At 50.9% G+C, this 23,015-nt stretch carries 24 protein-coding genes and 1 other annotated feature; of the genes, 12 read left to right on the top strand and 12 right to left on the bottom strand.

The window, feature by feature from the left end:
• The first annotated feature begins 140 nt into the window (after positions 1 to 140).
• The 5 genes from OGY35_RS17360 to lptG are packed head-to-tail and all read left to right on the top strand — an operon-like array spanning position 141 to position 5,058.
• Positions 141 to 1,478: a lipopolysaccharide biosynthesis protein gene (locus tag OGY35_RS17360; RefSeq protein WP_286632961.1), complete on the top strand. Its 1,338-nt coding sequence runs from the start codon at positions 141 to 143 to the stop codon at positions 1,476 to 1,478.
• Positions 1,475 to 2,299 (top strand): hypothetical protein, encoded by an 825-nt coding sequence (locus tag OGY35_RS17355; RefSeq protein ID WP_286632960.1) that lies wholly within the window; start codon positions 1,475 to 1,477, stop codon positions 2,297 to 2,299. The genes OGY35_RS17360 and OGY35_RS17355 overlap by 4 nt, the downstream gene beginning before the upstream one ends.
• 52 nt (positions 2,300 to 2,351) lie before the next feature.
• Complete coding sequence (locus OGY35_RS17350) at positions 2,352 to 2,912, top strand: YtfJ family protein (RefSeq protein WP_286632959.1); 561 nt, start codon at positions 2,352 to 2,354, stop codon at positions 2,910 to 2,912.
• 11 nt (positions 2,913 to 2,923) lie between these two features.
• Positions 2,924 to 3,994 (top strand): LPS export ABC transporter permease LptF, encoded by a 1,071-nt coding sequence (gene lptF, locus OGY35_RS17345; protein ID WP_152405156.1) that lies wholly within the window; start codon positions 2,924 to 2,926, stop codon positions 3,992 to 3,994.
• Positions 3,991 to 5,058, top strand: a complete 1,068-nt coding sequence (gene lptG, locus OGY35_RS17340; protein WP_286632958.1) for an LPS export ABC transporter permease LptG — start codon at positions 3,991 to 3,993, stop codon at positions 5,056 to 5,058. Before lptF ends, lptG begins: the two co-directional genes overlap by 4 nt.
• Before the next feature lie 93 nt (positions 5,059 to 5,151).
• Here the strand turns inward: lptG and spt are convergent, their stop codons facing one another.
• The 4 genes from spt to OGY35_RS17320 are packed head-to-tail and all read right to left on the bottom strand — an operon-like array spanning position 5,152 to position 9,245.
• Positions 5,152 to 6,324 (bottom strand): serine palmitoyltransferase, encoded by a 1,173-nt coding sequence (spt, locus tag OGY35_RS17335; RefSeq protein ID WP_286632957.1) that lies wholly within the window; start codon positions 6,322 to 6,324, stop codon positions 5,152 to 5,154.
• Complete coding sequence (locus OGY35_RS17330) at positions 6,311 to 6,571, bottom strand: acyl carrier protein (protein WP_152405159.1); 261 nt, start codon at positions 6,569 to 6,571, stop codon at positions 6,311 to 6,313. Before OGY35_RS17330 ends, spt begins: the two co-directional genes overlap by 14 nt.
• Before the next feature lie 29 nt (positions 6,572 to 6,600).
• Positions 6,601 to 7,515 carry an NAD-dependent epimerase/dehydratase family protein gene (locus OGY35_RS17325; RefSeq protein WP_286632956.1) on the bottom strand — a complete coding sequence of 305 codons (915 nt, stop codon included), beginning with the start codon at positions 7,513 to 7,515 and terminating at the stop codon, positions 6,601 to 6,603.
• Positions 7,512 to 9,245, bottom strand: coding sequence for a fatty acyl-AMP ligase (locus tag OGY35_RS17320; RefSeq protein ID WP_286632955.1), 1,734 nt, complete (start codon positions 9,243 to 9,245; stop codon positions 7,512 to 7,514). Before OGY35_RS17320 ends, OGY35_RS17325 begins: the two co-directional genes overlap by 4 nt.
• A 392-nt stretch (positions 9,246 to 9,637) precedes the next feature.
• On the opposite strand from OGY35_RS17320, the gene OGY35_RS17315 reads away from it, so the two are divergent.
• The gene (locus OGY35_RS17315; RefSeq protein WP_286632954.1) at positions 9,638 to 10,762 is read left to right on the top strand and encodes an N-acetyltransferase; all 1,125 of its coding nucleotides are present in this window, start codon (positions 9,638 to 9,640) and stop codon (positions 10,760 to 10,762) included.
• A 170-nt stretch (positions 10,763 to 10,932) separates the two neighbouring features.
• Here the strand turns inward: OGY35_RS17315 and OGY35_RS17310 are convergent, their stop codons facing one another.
• The 4 genes from OGY35_RS17310 to OGY35_RS17295 all read right to left on the bottom strand — a co-directional run bounded on the left by OGY35_RS17310 (position 10,933) and on the right by OGY35_RS17295 (position 13,667).
• Complete coding sequence (locus tag OGY35_RS17310; protein WP_152405171.1) at positions 10,933 to 11,493, bottom strand: hypothetical protein; 561 nt, start codon at positions 11,491 to 11,493, stop codon at positions 10,933 to 10,935.
• Positions 11,494 to 12,049: 556 nt separating this feature from the next.
• Positions 12,050 to 12,796, bottom strand: coding sequence for an SAM-dependent methyltransferase (locus OGY35_RS17305; protein ID WP_286632953.1), 747 nt, complete (start codon positions 12,794 to 12,796; stop codon positions 12,050 to 12,052).
• 51 nt (positions 12,797 to 12,847) lie between these two features.
• Entirely contained in the window at positions 12,848 to 13,399 is a 552-nt protein-coding gene (locus tag OGY35_RS17300) for a GNAT family N-acetyltransferase (protein ID WP_286632952.1), read from the bottom strand.
• Positions 13,400 to 13,409: 10 nt separating this feature from the next.
• Positions 13,410 to 13,667, bottom strand: a complete 258-nt coding sequence (locus tag OGY35_RS17295) for a YjhX family toxin (RefSeq protein WP_006174186.1) — start codon at positions 13,665 to 13,667, stop codon at positions 13,410 to 13,412.
• Positions 13,668 to 14,109: 442 nt separating this feature from the next.
• On the opposite strand from OGY35_RS17295, the gene OGY35_RS17290 reads away from it, so the two are divergent.
• From OGY35_RS17290 to OGY35_RS17280, 3 genes are all read left to right on the top strand, one after another.
• Complete coding sequence (locus OGY35_RS17290; RefSeq protein WP_286632951.1) at positions 14,110 to 14,673, top strand: DUF2975 domain-containing protein; 564 nt, start codon at positions 14,110 to 14,112, stop codon at positions 14,671 to 14,673.
• A 13-nt stretch (positions 14,674 to 14,686) separates the two neighbouring features.
• Positions 14,687 to 14,911: a helix-turn-helix domain-containing protein gene (locus OGY35_RS17285; protein ID WP_178825517.1), complete on the top strand. Its 225-nt coding sequence runs from the start codon at positions 14,687 to 14,689 to the stop codon at positions 14,909 to 14,911.
• A 180-nt stretch (positions 14,912 to 15,091) separates the two neighbouring features.
• Entirely contained in the window at positions 15,092 to 16,522 is a 1,431-nt protein-coding gene (locus OGY35_RS17280; protein ID WP_286632950.1) for an aspartyl protease family protein, read from the top strand.
• A gap of 131 nt (positions 16,523 to 16,653) precedes the next feature.
• On the opposite strand, the gene trpA is transcribed toward OGY35_RS17280, so the two are convergent.
• The 3 genes from trpA to OGY35_RS17265 all read right to left on the bottom strand — a co-directional run bounded on the left by trpA (position 16,654) and on the right by OGY35_RS17265 (position 19,427).
• Entirely contained in the window at positions 16,654 to 17,463 is an 810-nt protein-coding gene (gene trpA / locus OGY35_RS17275; RefSeq protein ID WP_286632949.1) for a tryptophan synthase subunit alpha, read from the bottom strand.
• Positions 17,463 to 18,656 carry a tryptophan synthase subunit beta gene (trpB, locus tag OGY35_RS17270; protein ID WP_286632948.1) on the bottom strand — a complete coding sequence of 398 codons (1,194 nt, stop codon included), beginning with the start codon at positions 18,654 to 18,656 and terminating at the stop codon, positions 17,463 to 17,465. Before trpB ends, trpA begins: the two co-directional genes overlap by 1 nt.
• 147 nt (positions 18,657 to 18,803) lie before the next feature.
• Positions 18,804 to 18,897: a sequence feature (Trp leader region), on the bottom strand.
• Positions 18,898 to 19,034: 137 nt separating this feature from the next.
• Complete coding sequence (locus tag OGY35_RS17265) at positions 19,035 to 19,427, bottom strand: VOC family protein (RefSeq protein WP_286632947.1); 393 nt, start codon at positions 19,425 to 19,427, stop codon at positions 19,035 to 19,037.
• Between the two features lie 305 nt (positions 19,428 to 19,732).
• Here OGY35_RS17265 and OGY35_RS17260 point away from each other — a divergent pair, with 305 nt between their 5' ends.
• Complete coding sequence (locus tag OGY35_RS17260) at positions 19,733 to 20,251, top strand: YbaK/EbsC family protein (RefSeq protein WP_286632946.1); 519 nt, start codon at positions 19,733 to 19,735, stop codon at positions 20,249 to 20,251.
• A 33-nt stretch (positions 20,252 to 20,284) separates the two neighbouring features.
• Here OGY35_RS17260 and OGY35_RS17255 read toward each other — a convergent pair whose 3' ends face one another.
• Positions 20,285 to 21,076, bottom strand: a complete 792-nt coding sequence (locus OGY35_RS17255) for a PhzF family phenazine biosynthesis protein (RefSeq protein ID WP_286632945.1) — start codon at positions 21,074 to 21,076, stop codon at positions 20,285 to 20,287.
• Between the two features lie 238 nt (positions 21,077 to 21,314).
• Between OGY35_RS17255 and OGY35_RS17250 the strand changes: the two genes are divergently transcribed.
• Positions 21,315 to 22,103 carry an IclR family transcriptional regulator gene (locus tag OGY35_RS17250; RefSeq protein ID WP_046478802.1) on the top strand — a complete coding sequence of 263 codons (789 nt, stop codon included), beginning with the start codon at positions 21,315 to 21,317 and terminating at the stop codon, positions 22,101 to 22,103.
• 4 nt (positions 22,104 to 22,107) lie between these two features.
• A complete protein-coding gene (locus OGY35_RS17245) occupies positions 22,108 to 23,013 on the top strand; it encodes a dihydrodipicolinate synthase family protein (RefSeq protein ID WP_072146797.1) in 906 nt (301 codons plus the stop codon).
• Positions 23,014 to 23,015: the final 2 nt, after the last annotated feature.

The raw sequence follows: 23,015 nt of genomic DNA, 5'->3' as shown, positions 1-23,015 counted from the left end.
AGCCCTCAACGGAGTCGGGGCGCACAGAGCGAAAGAATGTCTGAACTCAGGCGCGGTGCCATTCGCCAGACTGAGATTTTATACTGGGCGGGTTTGCTCCCGCTGAGTGATGATTAACCTGGCCTGACGGGTTTTCTCCCATGAAAAAGTGGTTTGCTGATGGCGCATTTCGCACCATCATTCGTAATAGCGCCTATTTAGGCTCCAGCAACGTGGTGAGCGCCCTGCTGGGTTTACTGGCGCTCTCCTGCGCCGGTAAAGGAATGACGCCAGCGATGTTTGGCGTGCTGGTCATCATTCAGTCGTATACCAAAGCCATTAGCGATTTTGCCAAATTCCAGACATGGCAACTGGTCGTTCAGTACGGTACACCCGCGCTGGAAAGCAATAACCTGCATCAGTTTCGCGATGTGATCTCTTTTTCTTTTAGTCTGGATATCGCCAGCGGCGCGGTGGCTATCCTCTGCGGAATGGGGTTACTGCCGTTTCTTTCGCACTCGTTAGGCCTCGACGCCGACAGCTTCTGGCTGGCAATGCTGTACTGCACGCTAATCCCTTCCATGGCCTCATCGACCCCAACAGGGATTTTACGGGCGGTCAACCGCTTTGACTTGATTGCCGTCCAGCAGGCGACCAAACCCTTCCTGCGCGCACTTGGCAGCGTTATCGCCTATTTCGGTGACTTTGGGTTTGCCGGTTTCGCGATCGCCTGGTACGCCTCCAGCCTGATTGGCGGCACGATGTACTGGTGGTTTGCCGCGCGCGAACTGCGTAGCCGGAATATTCACGGTGCGCTACGCCCACGGCTGTTCGAATCGGCGCGCCGGCTCCAGGGCGCATGGAGTTTTGTCTGGTCAACCAATATTGCCCACACTATCTGGTCTGCGCGAAATTCATGCAGCACGGTGTTGGTAGGTGTCGTTCTTGGCCCCGCCGCCGCCGGACTGTTCAAAATTGCGATGACCTTTTTCGATGCCACTGGCACGCCGGCGCAACTGCTTGCCAAGAGCTTTTATCCCGAAGTGATGCGTTTAGATCCGCGCAGCAAAAAGCCGTGGCAACTGGGAATGAAATCGGCGCTATTAGCCGGTGGTATCGGCATCGCCGTGGCGCTTGTTGTGGTGATTGTCGGTAAGCCGCTCATTTCGCTGGTTTTTGGCGTCAAATACCTGCAGGCGTACGACCTCATCCAGATCATGCTTGGCGCGATTATTGTGTCGATGCTGGGGTTTCCCCAGGAATCACTGCTGCTGATGTCCGGCAAACAACGGGCTTTTCTGACCGCGCAGACCATCGCTTCCATCGCCTACATTGTCCTTTTGCCGGGGCTGTCGCATCTCTTTGGCGTGGTCGGCGCGGCGTTTGCCTACTTCGCCGGGCAATGCCTGGATGTACTGCTTTCCCTGATCCCGACGCTACACGCTTATCACCATCGCCGTAGGTTGCCCTTTACCGCAGCCAAAGAGACTCACTCATGACGCACGAAAAATTCTCGCCTGACGTTCTCCAGCGCCTGTTTGTCGCGGTGGAAGAAGATGACATCGTCGATCGCCATGCCGTACTGCCGGATCGTGTGCAGATTGACTGCACCGACGTCAACATCCGCCGCTGTTATGATCTGTGCCTGCAGTTTTGGGAGGACGGTTTTACCCGCAAGGACTTACTACGGTTGGTACTGAAGCAATTACGAGGCTGCGAGCTGTCAGAAAATGAACGGATGCAATACAAACACATTCGCGCGCGTTATAAACATTTACGTTTTGCTCAGCGACTCTATCGCAAAAACCACCAGGCAGGCCGTTTATTCAGCAAAACCACCGTTTTTCTCGGCCATTTCCAGGACGGATTTCGTAATGGGAATAAAACGATTACTGCCACTTATGGAAGGCTGTTGCGTATTTACCTGAGTTTCCCCGTCTGGCGAGTCGTCCAGTATTCCCTGCGTCACAGTCAGTCAGAAACGACAAGCGGATTTATGGTCTATTGTCAGGCGCAAATGCGCACGCTGCGAGAATTAATTACCAGACCGCAACTGACAGGAAGTGAATTTCATGCCATGCGGAAAATCATTAGTCAGCAGGTTTCGTATTACGACACGTTACGTTCCCTCGATCCGGACAATCACGATGCCCGCGCAGTCTCCCGCTTTCTGGCCGCGATTAATGGTCTGATGGGAGACCGACATGATGAGATGGTGACCGATGCAATGGAAATGAGAAAACCGTACGATGTGCCGAGCGCACTGGATAGCGCTATTCGCGAACGTATAGAACAATTGCTCACCCATTATCCTCTGTAGGTCGAGCTGTACATGATTGCCCTTCCCGACTCAGCGAAATAAAGGATCTGCGATGCTGCTACGTCGATTACTGATTGCTTCACTCTTGCTCTCGCCATGGCTGGCGTCCGCGCATAACTTTGTCGAAGGCCAACCGGTCAAGCCGATCGTCATTACAGATCGTGGCGAATTGCAGTTGGATAATCATGATGCGTTTACCTACCGAAACTGGAACAGCAGCGAACTGGCGGGAAAGGTGCGCATTGTTCAGTACATCGCCGGGCGAAAATCCGCAAAAAAGAAAAACTCAATGCTGATTAAGGCCGTAAAGGTCGCCAATTTTCCCCAGGACCGCTTTCAACCCACCACCATCGTGAATACCGACGATGTGATCTTTGGCTCCGGTTTCTTCGTCCTCGGAAAAATAGAAAAAAACAAACGCCGCTACCCATGGGCACAATTTATCATCGACAGCAGCGGACTGGGCCGCAGAACCTGGCAACTCAATGAGATGAGTTCAACCATTCTGGTGCTGGACAAAGAGGGCCGCGTCCTGTGGGCAAAAGATGGCGATCTGACGCCAAAAGAGGTGCATCAGGTTATCGCGATGGTACATAAGATGGTTGATGAATAGCCGGGCCCGCGATGAAATTAATTGAACGCTATATCATGACCAGTATTCAACGACTGGTAGCAACCCTCGTGGGTTTTCTGATCTTTATTTTCGCCAGCTATTGCGCGCAGCGCTACCTGACCGACGCAGCAAACGGCACATTAGCCCTGGACGTCGTGTTGAACGTTGTCTTCTACAAGGTACTGATTGCGCTGGAGATGCTGCTCCCCGTCGGCCTGTATGTTTCCGTCGGCGTCACCCTCGGTCAGATGTATACCGATTCGGAAATCACAGCGATATCCGCCTCCGGCGCTACGCCTTCGTGCCTTTATCGCGCCGTCATATTCCTCGCCATTCCATTAAGCATTCTGGTGATGCTGCTGTCACTGTACGGCAGACCCTGGGCTTACGCGCAAATTTATCAGCTAGAACAACAGTCGCAGTCTGAGCTGGATGTCCGGCACCTGCAGGCAAGAAAGTTTAATATCAACAACAATGGGCGGATGATCCTCGCCCGGCAGATTGATCCCGACGCGGCTCATCTCAGCGATACGTTGATTTATACCTCCTCTGACAACAGGACCAGTATCTTCAGGGCCAGCAGTGTTGACGTTGTCGACCCATCGCCGTCGACCCCCACGGTGATGTTGCACACCGGTACCGCCTATGTTCTGGCGCATCAGGGGCGGGATGATAACGAGCAGGTTTTTCGCAATCTCAAACTGAACCTGAAACCGTTCGACCAGAGTGACGAGGTCAAACGCAAGGCGAAATCCGTCGCTACGCTCTCCCGCTCCTCTGCACCTGCTGATGCTGCGGAACTGCAATGGCGGGAAAGTCGTGGAGTCAGCGCATTGCTAATGGCGCTACTGGCTGTTCCATTAAGCCGCGTCAGGCCACGCCAGGGACGGTTTTCCACGCTGCTCCCACTCACGCTCTTATTCGTCATCATTTTTTATGGCGGCAACATTTGCCGTACGCTGGTTGCCAACGGCGCGTTGCCCGTGACTCCGGGCCTGTGGTTGGTTCCCCTGCTCATGCTGGCTGGCCTGTTTCTGCTGCTGATCCGCGACGGCACTCTGCTGTGGAAAATTCGTCGATGAACATCTTCAGCCGCTATTTAATACGTAATCTCTTTTTGGGATTTGCGGCTGCCGCAGGGTTATTGCTTCCCCTGTTTACCACCTTCAATCTGATCAACGAACTCGATGATGTGAATCCTGGCGGATATCGCTGGACGCAGGCCGTGATGGTTGTGTTGATGACATTGCCCAGAACTTTCATCGATCTTGGCCCGTTTATCGCGCTGATCGGCGGTATCGTCGGGCTGGGACAGTTGTCGAAAAGCGGGGAGTTAACCGCAATACGCACCACGGGATATTCAATTTTCAGAATAGCCATAGTGACGCTATGCGCAGGACTGATGCTAACCGTTGCCCTTGGTGTCATTGATGAATGGGTTGCCTCGCCAATGCAACAGCGGGCATTGCAGATAAAGACGCGCTATACCCGTCACGATATGGCGGGAAACATTCTGTGGGCCCGGCGCGGCAATGAGTTTGTAACGGTGAAGTCGCTGAACGAACAGCGTCAGCCAGTAGGCATTGAGCTGTTTTACTATCGGGCGGACCATTCTCTACAACGGTACATTTATGCGAAAACGGCGACCATTTCAGACAACGGGACCTGGCAGCTTGAGGATGTAAATCAAAAAGAGTGGGCCAACGGTAAGGAGACAACAGAGACGAAAGAGAGCGTAGCGTGGCCATCTCTCTTTGCCGGTATGAGCCTGCAGGAACTCACCCTGCCCAGCAGTAGCTTTTCAGTTAAGCAACTCGGTCATTATATTTCCTACCTGAAGAGCACGGGCCAACCCAGCCTCGAGTTTACGCTGGCGTTGTGGCAAAAAGTAGGGCATCCGCTTTTGATTCTGGCGATGATTTTACTGGCAATCCCTTTCACTTTTAGCGCCCCCCGCGCCCCCGGACTGGGGAGTCGCTTAGCCGTCGGCGTGGTCGTTGGACTGCTGACTTACGTCTGCGATCAGATCATCGTCAACCTGGGGTTGCTGTATTCCCTTAATGTGCAGATGACAACGCTGGCTCCGCCGGCATTGCTTCTGGCGATGGCGTTAATCCTTGTTTTTCGATTCGATCGCCAGCCCTGATATCACAACATTTATCAAGTTGCGCGATGGACCGAAGATTCAGAAACCACAGCAGGTATTCTCAGGAAGAATATCCGCTGCGGGGAGAGAGTATTATTTTTTCAGCTGTGCAAATGCCTGAATAATCGTGTCAATCTGCTCGTAGGTATGTGCCGCATTAACGCTGCAGCGTAGCATCGCGATCCCGGCGGGTGCTGCCGGTGGCAAAATGAGATTCACATAAACGCCTGCGGCAATCAGTTCGCGCCAGGTACGCAGCCCCTCTTCTTTCGTACCGATAATAACCGGGACCACGGGGCTGATGTGTGAACTCAGCTCATAACCCAGTTTCTCAAGCCCTTCATACAATCGCACTGCGTTATCCCACAGCTTTTGGCGCAACTCCGGTTGCGCGGCGATCGTTTTTAACGCAGAACGAACGGTTGCAATGCTCGACGGCGAAGGCGATGCGGTGAAAATATAAGGGCGACTGGCGTAACGCAGAACGTCCATACCCCGATCGCCTACGGCAAAACCACCAATGGAAGCCAGGCTCTTACTGAAGGTTCCCACAATAATGTCGACATCCTGCTCCACCCCCGTCGCTTCCGCCAGTCCTCGCCCCGTCGCCCCCATCACGCCAAAGGAGTGCGCTTCATCGACAATCAAAAAACCACCCAGCCGTTTTTTGATGTCGACAATGTCGACCAGTGGCGCGATGTCGCCCAGCATACTGTAAATGCCTTCGACGATGATGATAGCGTCTTTGGCGCGCTCACCGAGGCGTACCATACGTCGTTCCAGATCTTTCGCATCATTGTGGCGAAAACGGATAATTTCTGCGCCGCCTAACGCACAGGCATCATAAATACTGGCGTGGCTGTCCGCATCCAGCAGTACCACCGCATTATGATTGGCAAGCGTGCTGATTATCCCTAAATTAGCGGTATAGCCCGTGGAGAAGACGATGGCCGACGACCGGCCAAAAAACGCAGCAATCTCCTGTTCTAACGCTAAATGCGGTCCATAACTGCCGTTCGCCATCCGCGAACCGGTCGTACCCGTCCCCTGGTTCGCTAATGCCGCCTGCCCCTCAGCAATCGCCTGGGCATTAAAGGTTAGTCCCAGGTAGTTATTGGTACCCGCCAGAATAATCTTTTGGTTGCCAATCCGCCCTTCGGTTGCGGAATACACTTCATCTATACAGGTGCCAAATGGGTTAATCCCCGTCATTCGAAATTGTTCCCGCTCGCTGGCAAGGCGTGCGAATTTATCATAAAGACTCATTGATACTCTCCAGATAAGGGATTAACGCTTCCATTAATTGCGCAGGCGTTCTGACATCCAGCAGGATATTAATGGGGATAGAAATATCGAATTTATCTTCCAGCAACATTAATAAATCCATGACCTTAATTGATTCCAGCCCAAGATCATTAACCAGATCGCTGTCCGGTTGGATATCCACACCGCTTTCGACCATACCCTGCAAACAGTAAAGGGTGTAATCCATTACTTCTTCATGATTTAACATAGAAAATAACATACCTGTAATCTAAATAATCAAAATAGCCCCTGGCGTAACGCATATTCCAGGCTAACCCGGGGAACCCAATTTATGTTCTCGCACAGACATTTATTATTTGCTGACCAGTCCGGGTGGGTTAATTCGCAAACTTTACTGCGGGTCAACATCGGTTCTTTTCCGGCAAACCGACTGATTAACGTACTCGTCCCGGCAATCAATATCAGCAATGGCAGCGGAATGCTCACGGTCCGAACCGGCCGCTTACTTACCGCAGCCGCAATTTCCTGAAGACGTTGCCAGTTATAGCCGCCGGCAACCCCATCGCATAATTCATAAGGATAAACCGGCGTCCGTTCGGCCATGAGCCATTGACTGACGGCCTGAGCCAAATCGCTCACATGCAAAAATGACAATCGGGTATCGACAGCGCCAAATCGCGGAAGATAGCCTCGCAGCATCGTACGAAACAACGGGTTTAACTCTTTGTCACCGGGCCCGTACACCGCCGTAGGGCGAAATATCCCCAGCGTAATCCCGGCGGCCATCGCCGTTAGCCGTTGTTCAGCAACATGCTTGGAATTAGCATACCAGGAGAGTTCAGGGTGACGAGCCGCCAGCGAGGAGATAAACAGAAAGCGCTGACAACTGCCGCTCTCTTTCGCAGCCTGCATCAGTCGCTGACTCCCTTCGACATTACAGCGGGTGAAGACTGCTTCTTTGTGTCCTCGCACCTGCCCCGCACAGTGGACTACGTGATCGGCCCCTGCGACCAGTTGCGCCAGCGTCTCGCGTTCTTCCAGCGCCCCCCGGATCCAGACAAGATTTTCGCGCGCGTCGTGACGGGCGGTTCGGGTTAACGCCCGGACGATAAAACCCTGGGAAAGCAGCGCCTCAATAATATGTTTCCCGATAAAACCGGTCCCGCCGGTCACCGCAACGATGGTACTCATTGCGCATAACCCGACGCGGGGATTGGTGAATTCATGGGGTCGGCGAAAAGATTCAGATAGCGTTTTTTTGCTTCCGCACGGGCCGGTTTCCCGGAGGATGTTCGTGGAATGCTGTGCGGTGGCAAGAGCTCAATGCTAACAGAAACGCCAAACTCGCTTTGTACCCGGGCGGTCAGACTGTGGACTATCTGCGCGCGACGTTCTTCACAACTGACCCGGCACTGGATCTGTAAAATAATCCGTTCCTGGGACGTCACAAACGCGATTGCATCGCCAGAATGAATTTCCGGTTCCTGTTCCGCAATATACTCAATATCCTGTGGCCAGATATTCCGACCACGAATGATGATCAGATCTTTTATACGTCCCGTCACGTACAGATAGCCATCCAGCAAATAGCCCAGATCCCCGGTATCCATCCATCCGGTTGACTGGATTTCCTTTTGCGAAACCGGATCCTGAAAATAACCGTCCATCAAGCTCGGACCGGATATACAGATATGGCCCACTTCTCGTTCAGGAAGCGGGATCCCGATTTCGTTACGAATTTCAATGCGGTGACCCGGTAGTGCTTTGCCACAGTTCACAAAGGTGGAAATCGCCCGGGTATTTTTCGTTGGCGCAACCGCTTTGCCCTGGTACTCGAGTATGTCGCGATCGACGTCGTTCACCTGAGAACCCGACGCTTCATCGGAAAAACTCACCGCCAGCGCATTTTCAGCCAGTCCGTAGCACGGCATGAAGGCTTTACTGTCAAACCCCGCGCGCTGGAAACATTCGCCAAACTGATTGAGTTGCCCGGCAGAAATGGGTTCGGCCCCCACCCCAGCCACACGCCAGCAGGAGAGATCTAACCCGGCAAGTTCGTTGTCATTGATGCGACGCAAGCATAAATCGTAACCGAAGGGGGGGGCCACGGAGACGGTGCAGCGGTTCTGACTGATCAATTTCAACCACTGTAACGGGCGCATAGCGAAATCCTGGGTGCGCAGATAGTCCACGGAGAGTTGAGTCGCCACAGGCGTCAGCAGAAACCCCACCAGCCCCATATCATGATAAAAGGGCAGCCAGGAAACGCAGCGGTCGCTGTCGCGTAATTTGATCCCATCATGGCTAATCACACGCAGATTCGACATCACTTCACGGTGGGTAATAATGACACCGCGAGGAAAACGCGTACTGCCAGAGGTGTACTGGAGGTAGGCAATGTCATCCGGCAATGGCTGTGGCAGTTCGATATCCTTTTCCGGCAACGCATTAAATTGCGCATTGCTGAGGATATGGATTGCCGCCCCATGATCGTTGACAACATCTATCAGTGACAACCATTGGTCGCTGCTGATAATGACCGCAGGCTGACAGCTGGCTAACAGACCCTGCAATTTCGCAGAATAAGAATCGCGTTGCCCGACGCCCATTGGAATGGCCAGCGGTACCGCCACTAAACCCGCATACTGACAGGCAAAAAAGGCTTCGACAAAACCCACGCTGGTTTCCGCAATCAGCGCGACGCGATCGCCCTTATTGAGATTCAGCGAAAGCAACCGCCGTGCCCCGGCTTGTGCCCGCCATTTTAGCTGACGATACTCCAGTACGGCTTCAGGCTGATTGCGTCGATCATAAAAATTCATTCCTGCATTTCCCAAAGCGGCGTAGTCCAAAGCTTCCGCCAGGGTTGAAAAGTCAGCATAACGCATAGGAAGAGAATGAGTAGATATTCTATTGGACATATACACCATGAAAATGTTTGGATTTAAAATCGCTGGATATACGAAACAAATAATCGGCACTGGGTAATATAAATTAAATGGTCATTAAACAGCACTTCTTTTTTTGGATAAATAACCATAACAATTATAAATGATTGCAAATATTTTAATGATGACAGGAATAATATCCTTCGCACATATATTTCATCTCTTCACCAACATTAAAAATTATCATTTATTTCCTTGAACGCCACTATCTAACGTTTTATCTTCCCGTTTTATCGACAACCGCATAAAGTGGTAAAAGAGAAAAATAGACATTTCATAATTTATTCCGTTTTCGGATGCTGACGTTACCGTATGGTAATGAATGTAATTATGTTTATTTCTGCACTTTTTATTTAGGGCAATTTATGATTCAGATACAAAAAGTCATGAATAAACATGACCTCAACACCTTTATCTCTTTCCCTTCTTCACTCTATGGCGCTGACGACTGCTGGATCGCCCCCTTGAATTTTGAACGCGCAGAGCATCTGTCTGCAAAAAATCCGGGGTCAGAACATATCAACTGGCAGGCATGGATCGCAAAAAAAGAGGGACGGGTGGTCGGGCGAATAACCGCGCAGATTGATACCTTACATCGCAGACTGTACGGCGATGACACCGGTCATTTTGGCATGATCGACGCCATCGACGATCCTGAGGTCTTTAGCGCGCTGTTTGCTGCCGCCGAAACATGGCTGAAATCCGTCGGGGCGCGAAAGATAACGGGCCCTTTTAGCCTGAACATTAACCAGGAAAGCGGCCTGCTGGTTGATGGCTTCGGGACGCCCCCCTGCGCACTGATGCCGCACGGTAAGCCCTATTATGGCTCCCGGGTCGAACAACTGGGGTACACCAAAGGAATCGATCTACTGGCTTACTGGATGCAGCGGACAGATTTATTCTTCTCGCCATCGCTGGTCCGACTGATGGATCAGGTGCGTGAAAAGGTGACCATCCGCAGCATTAATCGCAAGCAATTCAGTGAAGAGATGCAGATTCTGCGGGAAATTTTTAACTCCGGATGGCAGCACAACTGGGGATTTGTCCCCTTCACGGAACACGAATTCGCCGCCATGGGCGAGCAGCTCAAGTTCCTTGTACCGGACGATATGATTTACATCGCTGAGATAGATTCTATCCCCTGTGCCTTTATCGTTGGTCTGCCAAATATTAATGAGGCTATCGCCGATCTCAATGGTCGGCTGTTGCCGTTCGGCTGGGCCAAACTGCTCTGGCGGCTGAAAGTAAGCGGTGTCCGTACCGCGCGGGTGCCTCTGATGGGCGTACGTCAGGAGTATCAGTTCAGTCGTATTGGTCCGGTCATGGCTCTGCTGTTAATTGAGGCGTTACGTGAACCGTTTGCCAGACACCATATCGACGCAATAGAGATGTCCTGGATTCTGGAATCTAATAGCGGAATGCGCACGATCCTGGAACGCATCGGCGGGATTGCCTATAAGCGCTATCGCCTGTACGAAAAACAGCTCTGAGCGCATCATGGACAGACCTTAAACAGATTACACGAGCAATACGTACCGGCTCTGTTCCGGTGATGACCGACGCCCTCCACTGGAAGAGAATATCGCCATCACACGCCGCGAAAAGGGAATCCGTAAGGATTCCCTTTCCTGTGACTTCTCGGTTTACGCGATGATCGCATTCATTTCAGAGTCTGCTCGTCTTCAGCAGCAGAGAAGACAATATTCAGACCACGAGGCCGAAATATTGTTGAATGAATCAACATATATTTGTACCAGCGTAAAAATAGCCGCCGATCGTTGACCCCAATACGTTCAAGAATACTGTACAATCTTGAATATATTGACTTTTGACTCAACCCCAGATATTGCGACGCGTCAGCATACGTTTCCAGACAAACAATCGCATTGAGCGTGTGTTTGTCTGCCCGGTTCATCTTTGTCATAAACTGACAAAACTCACACTTCTGTTCGTCACTGTTATCCTGTGCATCTCTGAGTTTTTCAATAATCCGCTGGATAGAATCACAATAATTGATATGCTGTTTCAGGTATAAATTATCTTGCTTTTCGGAAATACTCACTACTGTATATTCAGAAAGCAATGCACAACAGCATCGTGTTTGTACCCACATAGCAGGAAGAAAGCAGAATGGTTTCCTGTCTGACGGTCTCGCTGCCCTATTCTTTAATTCACTCAGCGCAAGAGCGATAAGTGGAGAAAGTTTATCATCAACAACCACGTTATCCCTCCTTGTACCGCCGTTTGCAAATATACACTTATCTTAAATAAAACTGCCAAAAGATATAACTGTTCAATCTAATACATCATGATAGGAAACAGCTATCACCATTTCTTTTTTTACCGCCAGATCAGATCACATCATTAACAATCCTGAAAGATTAAACTTAATTATCAATAGATTACATTTCAACAAAAACACACGAAGAGCAACAAAAATCAAACAAAACACAACAATAAATTCATATCCCGGGCATGCAACACCATCAATTAAATAGGATTATTTATCCTATAATCAGAAAAACAAACAAATTACATCGTCATTCTTAGGTGTCATAGGAAAATACAAATTAGGATTGTTCTTAGATCAAGGAATAATCTCTAAATAAGAAGAAAGAATGAATGGAATGCATTAACTCAAGGTCGTTTTATTTAATGGCAAATTTGAACAGAACGCCTTTTCATTTTTATAAAGCCACTATCACTTCGTCAAAAGCAATAGTTCTCATCTGGGGTAAATAACGGCATAGCCGAAAGGCTATGCCGTATCACTCACATCATCGCGCCATTAACGCAAATACGCCCCAACCGAAGTATTCCCGGGCGTACGTGACATGGCGTTTAGGCGCTATCGTCAACTCCGTACGAACCTCGTCGGCAAAATCATCCTCAGCGTTAGCCTCTAACCAACGACGCATTGTCAGCCATTTCGCCGCTTCGTACCGATCCCAGCCCTCCTGATCTGCCAGTACCATTTCCACCACGTCATAGCCGAGTTCGTCGAAAGAGCCGACGAGCGCAGGAAGGGTGAGAAAATCAGTCATGGACGAGACGCCACAAGCCTGGGCAATCTCTTCCGTCGCGGGAACCTGACGCCAGTATGGTTCACCGATCAGTATCATTCCGCCAGGCTTGAGGCTTTTTGCCAGCAGTTCGATACATCCGGCGACACCACCGGCAATCCAGGTCGCGCCAACACAGGCCGCCATGTCGCATTTTTCGTCCGTGACGTAACCCGCCGCGTCGTTATGAATAAAATGGACGCGTTCACTGACGCCGAGCTCTTCAGCACGCTGTTTTGCCTGCGCGGTGAAGAGCGGACTCATGTCGATACCGGTACCGTTAATACCGAGATCGCGCGCCCAGGTACAAAGCATCTCACCTGAGCCACTGCCGAGATCGAGAATACGCGCCCCCGACTTCATGCGTAACACGCGGCCCAGTGTGGCGTACTTTTCCGGCGTGAACGGGTTATGAATACGGTGTTCACTTTCGCTAATCGTAAAAATACGTGGGATATCCATTAATTAATTCCTTTCATTGGGTTACGAATGACAGAACGTTCAATCAGGTCATTATTCATGCCAGTGCTCCGGTTGCATTAAGGCCTGCGCACACTGAATTTGGCCAGTACGAGCATGTGGCTGAGCAGAGAGGGATTGCAGCATCCAGCAGGCCTTGTGCTCTTCCGGGATGGGATAAGGCGCAGGATAGCCGTTGTCTCCTGCGCAAGGTTTGAATCCATGTCGCGGATAGTACGTGGCATGACCGAGAACAAATACGCGCTGACACCCCATCAACCGTAAGTGTTCTAAACCGGTACGTATTAATAATCCACCCACTCCTCTCCCCTGGTATTCCGGTATGACCGCCAGAGGCGCGAGGATATGCATCAGGGGAGATTCCATTTCCCCTTTGAATGTCGCCCGGGTGAACAAGATATGCCCGACGGCTTTACCTTCATGTCTGGCCAGCAACGATAACGTCGGACGTGCACTTTCGTCTTGCAGCAAAGCAGCCACCAGATCGGCCTCTTTACTGTAGCCAAATGCACGGGTTTCGACTTCCCGAATGTCACTTGCATCACTCTCATCGGTGATATGAAAGGTGAAGTTGCGTGTTGTCATAGAACTCTCCTTAGCGGTTATCTGGCTGGGCGCGAACGTTGTTCAGCCCGGTGGTATTAATGCGGTAGGGTTGACCATTGACGGATTTGATCAGCTTTTTGGTTTTGAGTTTTTTGAAGACGGCGAGCGTACAGTCGGCGAGCAGCAGCCCTTCGCGGCTGTAACATTCAACGGCGGTGACGCGGCCTGACGTATCGCGAACGTGCGCAATACGTCCACCTTTGGCGAGAACGTGTAAGGTACGTTGTTCCTGACGGGATAAATTCATACTGGAAAACCTGTTTAATCATCATGTGCAAAACGTGCAAACACACAGCGGTGTCCGCATTCGATTTCAGCGCATTGATAATCAGTCCGGCCTGGAAAGGTCGGGGAAACTGATTATCAGATGATTACATTCTCCAGCATCAAAGCCTCGGGTTGAGTTGAAAGGTATTTACGGCATGAATGGTAACACGTAATTTCAGCAGGGATATGTGCAGGTCGGGGAAATGTGATCGATGTCGAAAACGCGAGCCCGCCCACGGTCATGGCTTCCTCTTCTGTCCATCCACGGTCTCGCTGGCAGGCAGAAAGATAACCCATTGTTCTGTAACGATAACTCTCAATTTTCTTGATTTTAATTAAAATAAAACGATAAAAAATTATTGTTTTACTTTAATTTTGTGTATTGTTTGCACTATCACGCTAAGCTGACACACCGAGGTTCTATGTCCACTGATGCACTGGCACAACTCAGCCAAAGAATGGTCACTTTCACCATGATGCTATTGATTACCATCGTTTTGGTAAATTCGATTGTTCTGTTTTTTCCCATATTGTCATTTTCGAATGAGTTCTACGGGATAACGCTGTCTCTCACTGACCAGCGACTCTCTGCTCTCAATGTCAGCCTGCAGACGTTGCCATGGTGGCAGGCAGCGGGGGCCGGAGTCATCAACCTGTTGGTCATGGCGCCACTTTGTTACTGCCTGTATCAACTACGATCGCTATTTAAGGCCTATGCCAGGCGGAACTATTTTTCCGCCCGTTCGGCACAACATATGAGCAGAGTCGGCGCTTCTCTGGGGGTCTGGACTGTAATGACCCTGCTTGCGGATCCTGTTACCAGTTACTGGTTGACGATGCTTAACCCCGCAGGAGAGCGTGAAATACTCATCGGGTTTGAGCTCCATCATGTCGTCTGGTTTTTTATTGCGCTGTGTGTGATGGCAGTGGCTAAAATACTGGAAAAGGCGAGTGCTCTGTACGAAGAAAATAAACTTTTCCTCTGAGGCGGTAACAGCTATGGCAATCATTGTTAAACTGGATGTGTTACTGGCCGCAAGAAAAGTCAAATCAAAGGAGCTTGCGGATGCGATTGGAATTACGGAGCAGAATCTTTCGCTAATAAAACAAGGGAAAATTAAAGGCTTTCGATTTTCAACCCTTGATGCATTATGTAAATATCTTGATTGTCAGCCCGGCGATCTGTTCAGTTATATCCCCGTTAAGGAGGATAACGACGATTAATCGCCCGATTCAATCCTGATATTATATTTCTTCCAGCCTGAATAAACACCGCTGCTTGCGGCGGCGTTTATTATTGGACAAGCCCCCTGTAGCCCTACCCCGATTTTGGTTTCTGATGACAACACAGGTTTACGACCTGCACGAGTACATGATTAATTCTATCTGAAAGGAGCATCAATTATGTTTATACGGATAATAGCCACTTCCCTTGCCCTCTGTTCTGTTTCTTTCATCCCCTTTGCTATGGGGGAAAGCGATAATATGTCTCAGGCCACGAGTACGCCGGGGAATATTGCTGAAGAGCGACTGAATCGCGGGGATTATCGGGATCTTATCGTTTACAAGACCGGTCGTCTTGCCGGGCAACCCGCGAACAATGCCTTGCGCTGGGATATTGCGCAGGATGAATTGATAACAGGAAACCTCGATAAAGCAGAAGAATATCTGAAACCTTTATTCGACGATCCACTATACATGGATGAGGCGACCTATACGCAGGGGCTGATTCGTTATTTGCAGGGTGATTATGTACAAGCGGAAACACTTTTTCGGAAAGTATCCAGGGATCTGAGAAGTCAAATTCGACTGCTTTACGTTTATTATCAGACGGGCCAATATACGAAAGCGAAAACATTGTTCGACAATGCGCAACTGAATTCCCTCAGTCAGCATGACAGCGCCCTTCTGAGTTTAATGAACGCATTTGGCACAGACCAACCCTACAAACCCGAGTGGAAAGCTGACCAGGCCCTGTTGCCGTTTATCTCCATGAATCATCTACCGGTGGTCTCCGTCAGGGTGAACGGAGAACCGGTTAATGTTTTTATCGATACCGGCGCTGATTTATTTGTGCTTAATACGGCAATGGCGAAGAAACTGAATCTCAAATCGCAGGGTAGTTTCACAGGGACCTATGCCGGAGGAAAGACCGCAGAAACCCATTATTCCCGACTGCAAACATTGGGTCTGGGAGAGGTGACATTGCATGACGTCCCTGTTGATGTTGCAGAGTTTCCGGACTCATGGGTTTTTACGGATGAGACCACGGGTGAAAAAATTGATGTCGACGGTATTTTATCCACCGGCGTGTTTCACCAGTTCCTCACCACGCTGGACTATTCGCAGCGACAACTGGTGCTGATGCCCAGAAATAAAGAGAGTCAACGCAAAGTCGCCGAAGGCGGTGGCACAAACATTCCCTTTATCCTCGAGGGGACGCATTTCATGATAGTCAAAGGCGCGGTGAACGGTAAGGAGGACATGACCTTTTTCCTCGATTCAGGTCTTGACGATCCAGAGGCCGCAATTTTGTTGCAGAAAGAAGCACTAAATTACATCGGGATGAAATTGCAGGACGGGGAGCACATGATGCCGGATGACGGCAAAGGAGGACTTGGCGGTGGCGGTTTTGCAATAACCCGCCTGCCCGTCGACAGTATCTCGGTCGGCAGGTTAAATCAGAACAATTCGACAGGGCTTTACGGTGTGTTACCGGCAGAACTCTATTTCACTGAATCCGGCATGATTCTGGACGGCTTTATCAGTCATCAGTTTTTAAAACACTATAAATGGACCATCGATTTTGACTCAATGGTGATGACATTCCAGTAACGAAATAGCGTTAAGGCCTGTGATATCACGACAGGGGGAATCGGTCTGGAAGTATCACTATCACCCTATAGTCAATATCGTCGCTCGCATAACACGCGGCCTACCGATACAGGCAGGCCGCGTAAACGGTCTTACCGCTGACGCGTTGCCGCTTTCATGCTCATCACAAATGCCCCCAGCTCAGCCAGCATCGCCCCCTCGTTATCGACATACTTCTCGATGATTTTGACGATGGCAGAGCCTGAAATGGCCCCGGTCGCACCGGCTTTAATCGCGTCCGTCACCTGATCGGGCGTGGAAATGCCAAACCCCAGGAGGGTTGGCGGGGCCTGATACTTATCCAGCGTTGCAACCAGATGTTGCAGCGGCTTTGCCGCCTGCCGTTCGGTACCCGTAACCCCTGCCCGGGAAAGCAGGTAGGTATAGCCCCTTCCATGGAGGGCAATCTCCTGGAGAAGTTTATCGTCGGCGTTCGGGGGACAGATAAAAATGGGTGCCACGTTATGACGCATCGCGGCCTGACGGAACGGCTCCGACTCTTCGAACGGCACATCCGCCACCAGCACCGAATCAACCCCAATACGTGCACATTCAGCATAAAACGTGTCGATACCCCGGTTGAAGACCAGATTGGCATACACCAACAGCCCCATCGGAATGGTCGGGTGCCGCTGGCGAACAGTGGCCAACATCTCAAAACACAGGGCCGGTGTGACGTCTGCTGCAAAGGCCCGCAACGCGGCATTCTGAATCGTCGGACCATCAGCCAATGGATCCGAAAATGGGATCCCCAACTCCAGCGCGTCTGCCCCTGCCGCAATCAGGGCATCGATAATTCGTAGCGACTGCTTCGGGCCCGGATCGCCGATCATCACGAAGGGAACAAAAGCACCTTCTCCACGGGCGTTTAGCTCAGTAAAAAGCGTGTTATAGCGTTCCATCAAATTTCTCCTCGTGCGTGCAGAATATCGTGTACGGTAAAAATATCCTTGTCTCCCCGACCTGAGAGGTTAACCACCAGCAGTTGCTCTTTGTCAGGATTTTCGCGCATCATTCTCAGGGCGTGAGCCAGCGCGTGAGAGGATTCAAGGGCCGGAATAATGCCCTCTTCCCGACTCAGGATCTTAAAGGCCTCCAGCGCTTCATCATCGGTAACGGAGACATAGTCCGCACGCCCAATGCTGTTCAGGTACGCATGTTGTGGTCCGACGGAGGGGAAATCCAGCCCCGCAGAAATGGAACAGGACTCAATGATTTGCCCCTCATCGGTCTGCATCATTGGCGATTTCATGCCGAAATAGATGCCCACGCGACCGTGCTTTAATGGTGCCCCATGCTCACCCGTTTCAATGCCATGACCGGCCGGTTCCACACCGATAAGCCCGACGCGCGGCTCATCAATAAAGTCAGCAAACATACCGATTGCATTCGAACCGCCCCCCACACAAGCGATCACCGCATCCGGCAGACGACCTTCTTTTTCCAGAATCTGTACCCGGGTTTCTTCCCCTATCATGCGCTGGAACTCACGAACGATGGTTGGGAATGGGTGGGGCCCCGCCGCCGTGCCCAACATGAAATGCGCTGTTTCATAGCTACCGGACCAGTCGCGGAGCGCCTCGTTAGATGCATCTTTCAGGGTTGCAGAACCGCTGTGCACCGGGATCACCTCCGCCCCCATCAGGCGCATACGAAAGACGTTCGGCGACTGGCGCGCTATATCCTTCGCCCCCATATAAATGCGACATTTCAGTCCTAGCAGCGCGCTGGCGAGGGCGGACGCTACGCCGTGCTGCCCGGCCCCGGTTTCAGCAATGATCTCGGTTTTCCCCATGCGCTTTGCCAGCAACGCCTGCCCCAACACCTGGTTGGTTTTGTGCGCCCCGCCGTGGAGCAGATCTTCCCGTTTGAGATACAACGTCGTGCGGGTTCCTCTGGTGAGATTGCGGCACCGGGTCAGCGCGGTGGGACGTCCGGCATAGTTTTTCAACAGATCGGTAAACTCGGTCTGAAAGGCCGGATCGTTCTGCGCGTTAACAAAGGCTTCTTCAAGCTGAAGCAGGGCGGGCATGAGGATTTGTGGAACATACATACCGCCGAATTCGCCGAAGCGGGGGTTGAGTATTGTGCTCATTATGGCTCCTTAATGTCTGCGCATTGCCTGAAAAACCGGGCCTTTTCCCTGGTCTGGACTCTGCACGTAAAGTGAATTCAGTAACTGCGCAGCATCTGCTGGCTTCGTTCATGCGGTGAGACTTTCCGCGTGTGACAAAATTTGGGCAAAAAAAAGCCCGCTCATGGCGGGCCGGGTATCGGTGTGCAGACTGCAGACGTGACGATACTGCCCGTTAACGGGAAGTGCGCCACCAGTTGTGCTGAGTCATCATTGAGAATGCCATTACCTGATACCTGTATAATTCATCATTTTGTACTAGTTAACTAGTTCAATAGTGTAAAGTCAACACTTTCCATGAATAAAATGTGTTCACCCCGGAATCGCCCCCGCTGTCGTTCAAAACGCGTTAGCGTAATAGACAAACGCCAGCTTATTGCCGTCAGGGTCTCTGACATAGGCGCTATGAAAACCTTGTCCATAATACGGTCTGTGGCCCGGCGCGCCTTCATCCGTTCCCCCCAGGCTGAGAGCAAGCGCGTGAAGCTGCTGAATATGTTCAAACGAGCGGGCATTCAGCGCGACCATCGTACCATTACCGACGCTGGCAACGTGACCATCAAAGGGTTTACCTACGCACAGTCCGGTGGTGCAGTTTTCACTGAACGTTCCCCATGATGCGCCCTCTTCACCCCGACCTGCCTTCGGGTGTCCAAGCAATTCCATTAATGGATCATAGAAAGCGATCGCGCGTGGCAGATCGTTAGTGCCCAGCATGACGTATGAAAACATACTCCCTCCTCATTGTGATGCCACGGGGATTATCCGTTTTATGTCCCCAGGCAAGTATCGCCGTCAGGTAGCAGCAGTCTACTTAACATACAGAACGATGGCGCAGCGTTAAGCGTGTCAGATCAATAGAACAGGTCAATACCACTATGAAGATTGATTGAACTCATATACCCGACGATCGCCGTTTTGCTAGTCTCAGCGTATCTCTTTGCGAGTCAACAGGATGATGACACAGGAATTTTCTTCCATTACTGCGCATCCATACGCCATGTAGTACGGCGCTGACTTTGGTTGGATTAAATAAGATGGATGAAAATGCGGTTCTGACATTGCTCAACGAGCTGGGTATACCTTATCAGTATGTCTCACACCCGGAGGTGAAAACGGTTGCCGATCACAGGCGTTTCACAGTGACGTTTCCGGCCCAGTTGCTCAAAAACCTGTTACTGAAAAATAGCTCGGGTAAGCACTTCTACCTGTACATTCTTGATGGTAATCACAAGGCAGATCTTCGCGGATTAGCGTTGCAGCTTGAAGAATCTCGTCTGTCTTTCGCGTCGCCAGCCGAGTTGATGGAAACGTTAGGCGTTGAACCTGGCTGCGTGACGCCTTTTGCTGTCGCGCATAGCGGCAAAAGAGATATTCAAATAATCATCGACTCATCCGTCTCTGCCAGGCAGTCACTGGGATTTCATCCTCTGGTCAACACCGCGTCAGTCTGTATTTCCCGGTCGGATTTACTACGGCTGCTGGCAGCTTACGGTTATTTTCCGGCAGAAATTCAATCTGATGGCCTGCTCCGGTTACTGGCTCACCCGCTTTAGGGCGGGCGAGCCAGTAGCGCATCCTGGATGAGCTTAGCGTAGCAGCACTTTACCCAGCAGATACGTTGTTGCCTGTCCGCCGATATAAACACGCTCTCCCACGCTCTGGCAGCGTAACTCCCCGCCGCGTTCAGCGCCCTGATGCGCCAGCATCTCTGCTTTGTTTAGTCTTTCGGCCCAGTAAGGAATGAGCATACTGTGCGCTGAACCAGTGACGGGGTCTTCCGCTACGGCTTCTCCCGGGCAGAAGAAACGGCTGACAAAATCGTATTTCCCTTCCCCTGGCGCGGTGACGCAAACCATTTTCCCCAGGGGAAGCATGGCATTGATGTCCGGACGTAGCGCATTGATCTGCTGTGGAGTATCCAGGACAACCATGTAGTCGCGCGCCACGCGCACTTCTTTATATTCCGTGATACCCAACGCATCCAGCAGTAAGGACGGCGGCGTGACGGGCTGGGTTTCCCAGGCAGGGAAATCCAGCGTCAACCATTCACCGCTGCGCTCAACGGTTAACGGCCCCACAAACCGGGTATCAAAATGGAGAATCTCACCCGGATAATCCAGATGTTCAAAGATGACGTGAGCTGCCGCAAGTGTGGCATGTCCACACAGATTTATTTCTCCCTGAGTGGTAAACCAGCGCAGCATAAAGCCGTTTTCATTGGGGACAAAATAAGCCGTCTCTGACTGGTTATGCTGTTTAGCCATTTTCAATAATGTTTCATCAGGCAACCATTCGGCTAGCGGACATACTGCTGCGGCATTGCCCCCAAAAGTCTCCGTACTAAAGGCATCAATCATGTAAAAATCAATTTGTTGCATCGTGCGAACCTCGAATCGTTCTTTGAGCACCTCACACTCTACCATACCACGACGGTATGGCGTCTTATCATTTCCAATGCATTCACATTTGACCGAATGTCAGCACGAGAATTCTGCTATTCAAACTGAGTACAAGATCACATTTAATCACCCCATTACGGTTCAGCATGTTGAACAAGGTATATTTTCACTTCAGCAATGCCGATACTATTTATTCTACCAGCAAGAGGGTTCCATGATGGTTCGCAAAGGGTGTAATTCATTAGTTCGTGCCGAAAAAATATTAACCCACATCGCATGGGTAGGCGTGGCGAGTTATATGGAATTATTAAAAGAATTTCAGTATCCCAAAAGCAGCCTGCTTAATTTATTGAATGTGATGGTGGAGTGCGGCTTCTTAATTAAAAACAAAAACGGCCATTATTCGCTGGGAATAAAAAACTACGAACTGGGTTGCCAGGCGCTGCACCGCCAAAATATCTTTGAGGTGACAAAGCGGCCAATGCAGGAGCTGTCGCTGAAAAGCGGCCTGGTCTGCCATCTGGGGGCAATGGAGAGCTATTCAGCTCTCTATCTCGACAAGGTTGAGAGCCCGAACTCGGTGCCAACAAGCAAAAGCTGGATTGGTAAAAAACTTGAATTGCATATCACTGCGCTGGGTAAGGCGTTATTAGCCTGGAAAACGCGGGAAGAGCTGGATTATTTTTTAGATGCGCTCACGTTGACGCCACACACGCGCAATACGTTTACCGATAAAAAGTTATTTCTGGAAGAGTTGCAAAAAACGCGACTTCGGGGATGGGCCATAGACAATGAAGAATCAACCTATGGTGCGGTATGTTTAAGTATGCCGGTATTCAATATGTATAACCGGGTTAACTATGCGATCTCGCTTTCGGGCGATCCGGTGGTTTATTCAGGAAATAAGATCGACGGTTATCTGGAACTGCTGCGAAAATGCGCCGGGCAAATATCATATGGGCTGGGATACAGAAACGAAAATGAATATTTACGAAAAGGAAACTGAGGTAATGACAAAATTCAGCGGTATTATTCCACCGGTATCCAGCACGTTTCATCGTGACGGAACCATTGATAAAACGGCAATGCGTCAGGTTGCTGACTTCCTGATTAATAAGGGTGTCGACGGGCTGTTTTACCTTGGTACGGGTGGGGAATTTAGCCAGATGAATACCGCCCAGCGAATGGCGTTCACCGAAGAAGCCGTCGCCGTTGTCGGCGGACGGGTCCCGGTATTGATTGGCGTCGGTTCGCCTTCCACTGACGAAGCGGTCAAACTGGCGCGACATGCACAAGCCTGCGGCGCTGACGGCGTCGTCGCTATCAACCCCTACTACTGGAAAGTTGCGGCGCGGAATCTTGACGACTACTACCAGCAGATCGCCCGCAGCGTCACACTGCCGGTGATCCTGTACAACTTTCCGGATCTAACCGGTCAGGACTTAACCCCGGAGACCGTGAAACGTCTGGCACTGCAAAATGAGAATATCGTCGGCATCAAAGACACCATCGACAGCGTCGGCCATCTGCGCACGATGATCAACACCGTTAAGTCTGTACGTCCGTCATTTTCGGTATTCTGCGGCTTCGACGACCATTTACTGAATACCCTGCTGCTGGGCGGCGATGGCGCGATATCCGCCAGCGCTAATTTTGCTCCGGAACTCTCTGTCGGTATCTACCGCGCCTGGCGCGAGGGCGATCTGGCAACTGCCGCCACCCTGAATAAAAAGCTCCTTCAACTGCCCGCGATTTACGGCCTTGAAACGCCGTTTGTCTCACTGATCAAATACAGCATGCAGTGCGTGGGGTTGCCGGTGGAGACATATTGCCTGCCGCCGATTCTTGACGTCTCAGAAGAAGCCAAAGAAAAAGTCCACGCACTGCTGGCCGCGCAGGGCATTTTATCGGACTGAGG

The organism is Citrobacter sp. Ct235, assembly GCF_030332305.1.
Taxonomy (GTDB): Bacteria; Pseudomonadota; Gammaproteobacteria; order Enterobacterales; family Enterobacteriaceae; genus Citrobacter_A; species Citrobacter_A telavivensis.
The sequence above is the reverse complement of the archived record's forward strand: the minus strand, read 5'-3'. Positions and strand labels throughout refer to the sequence as shown.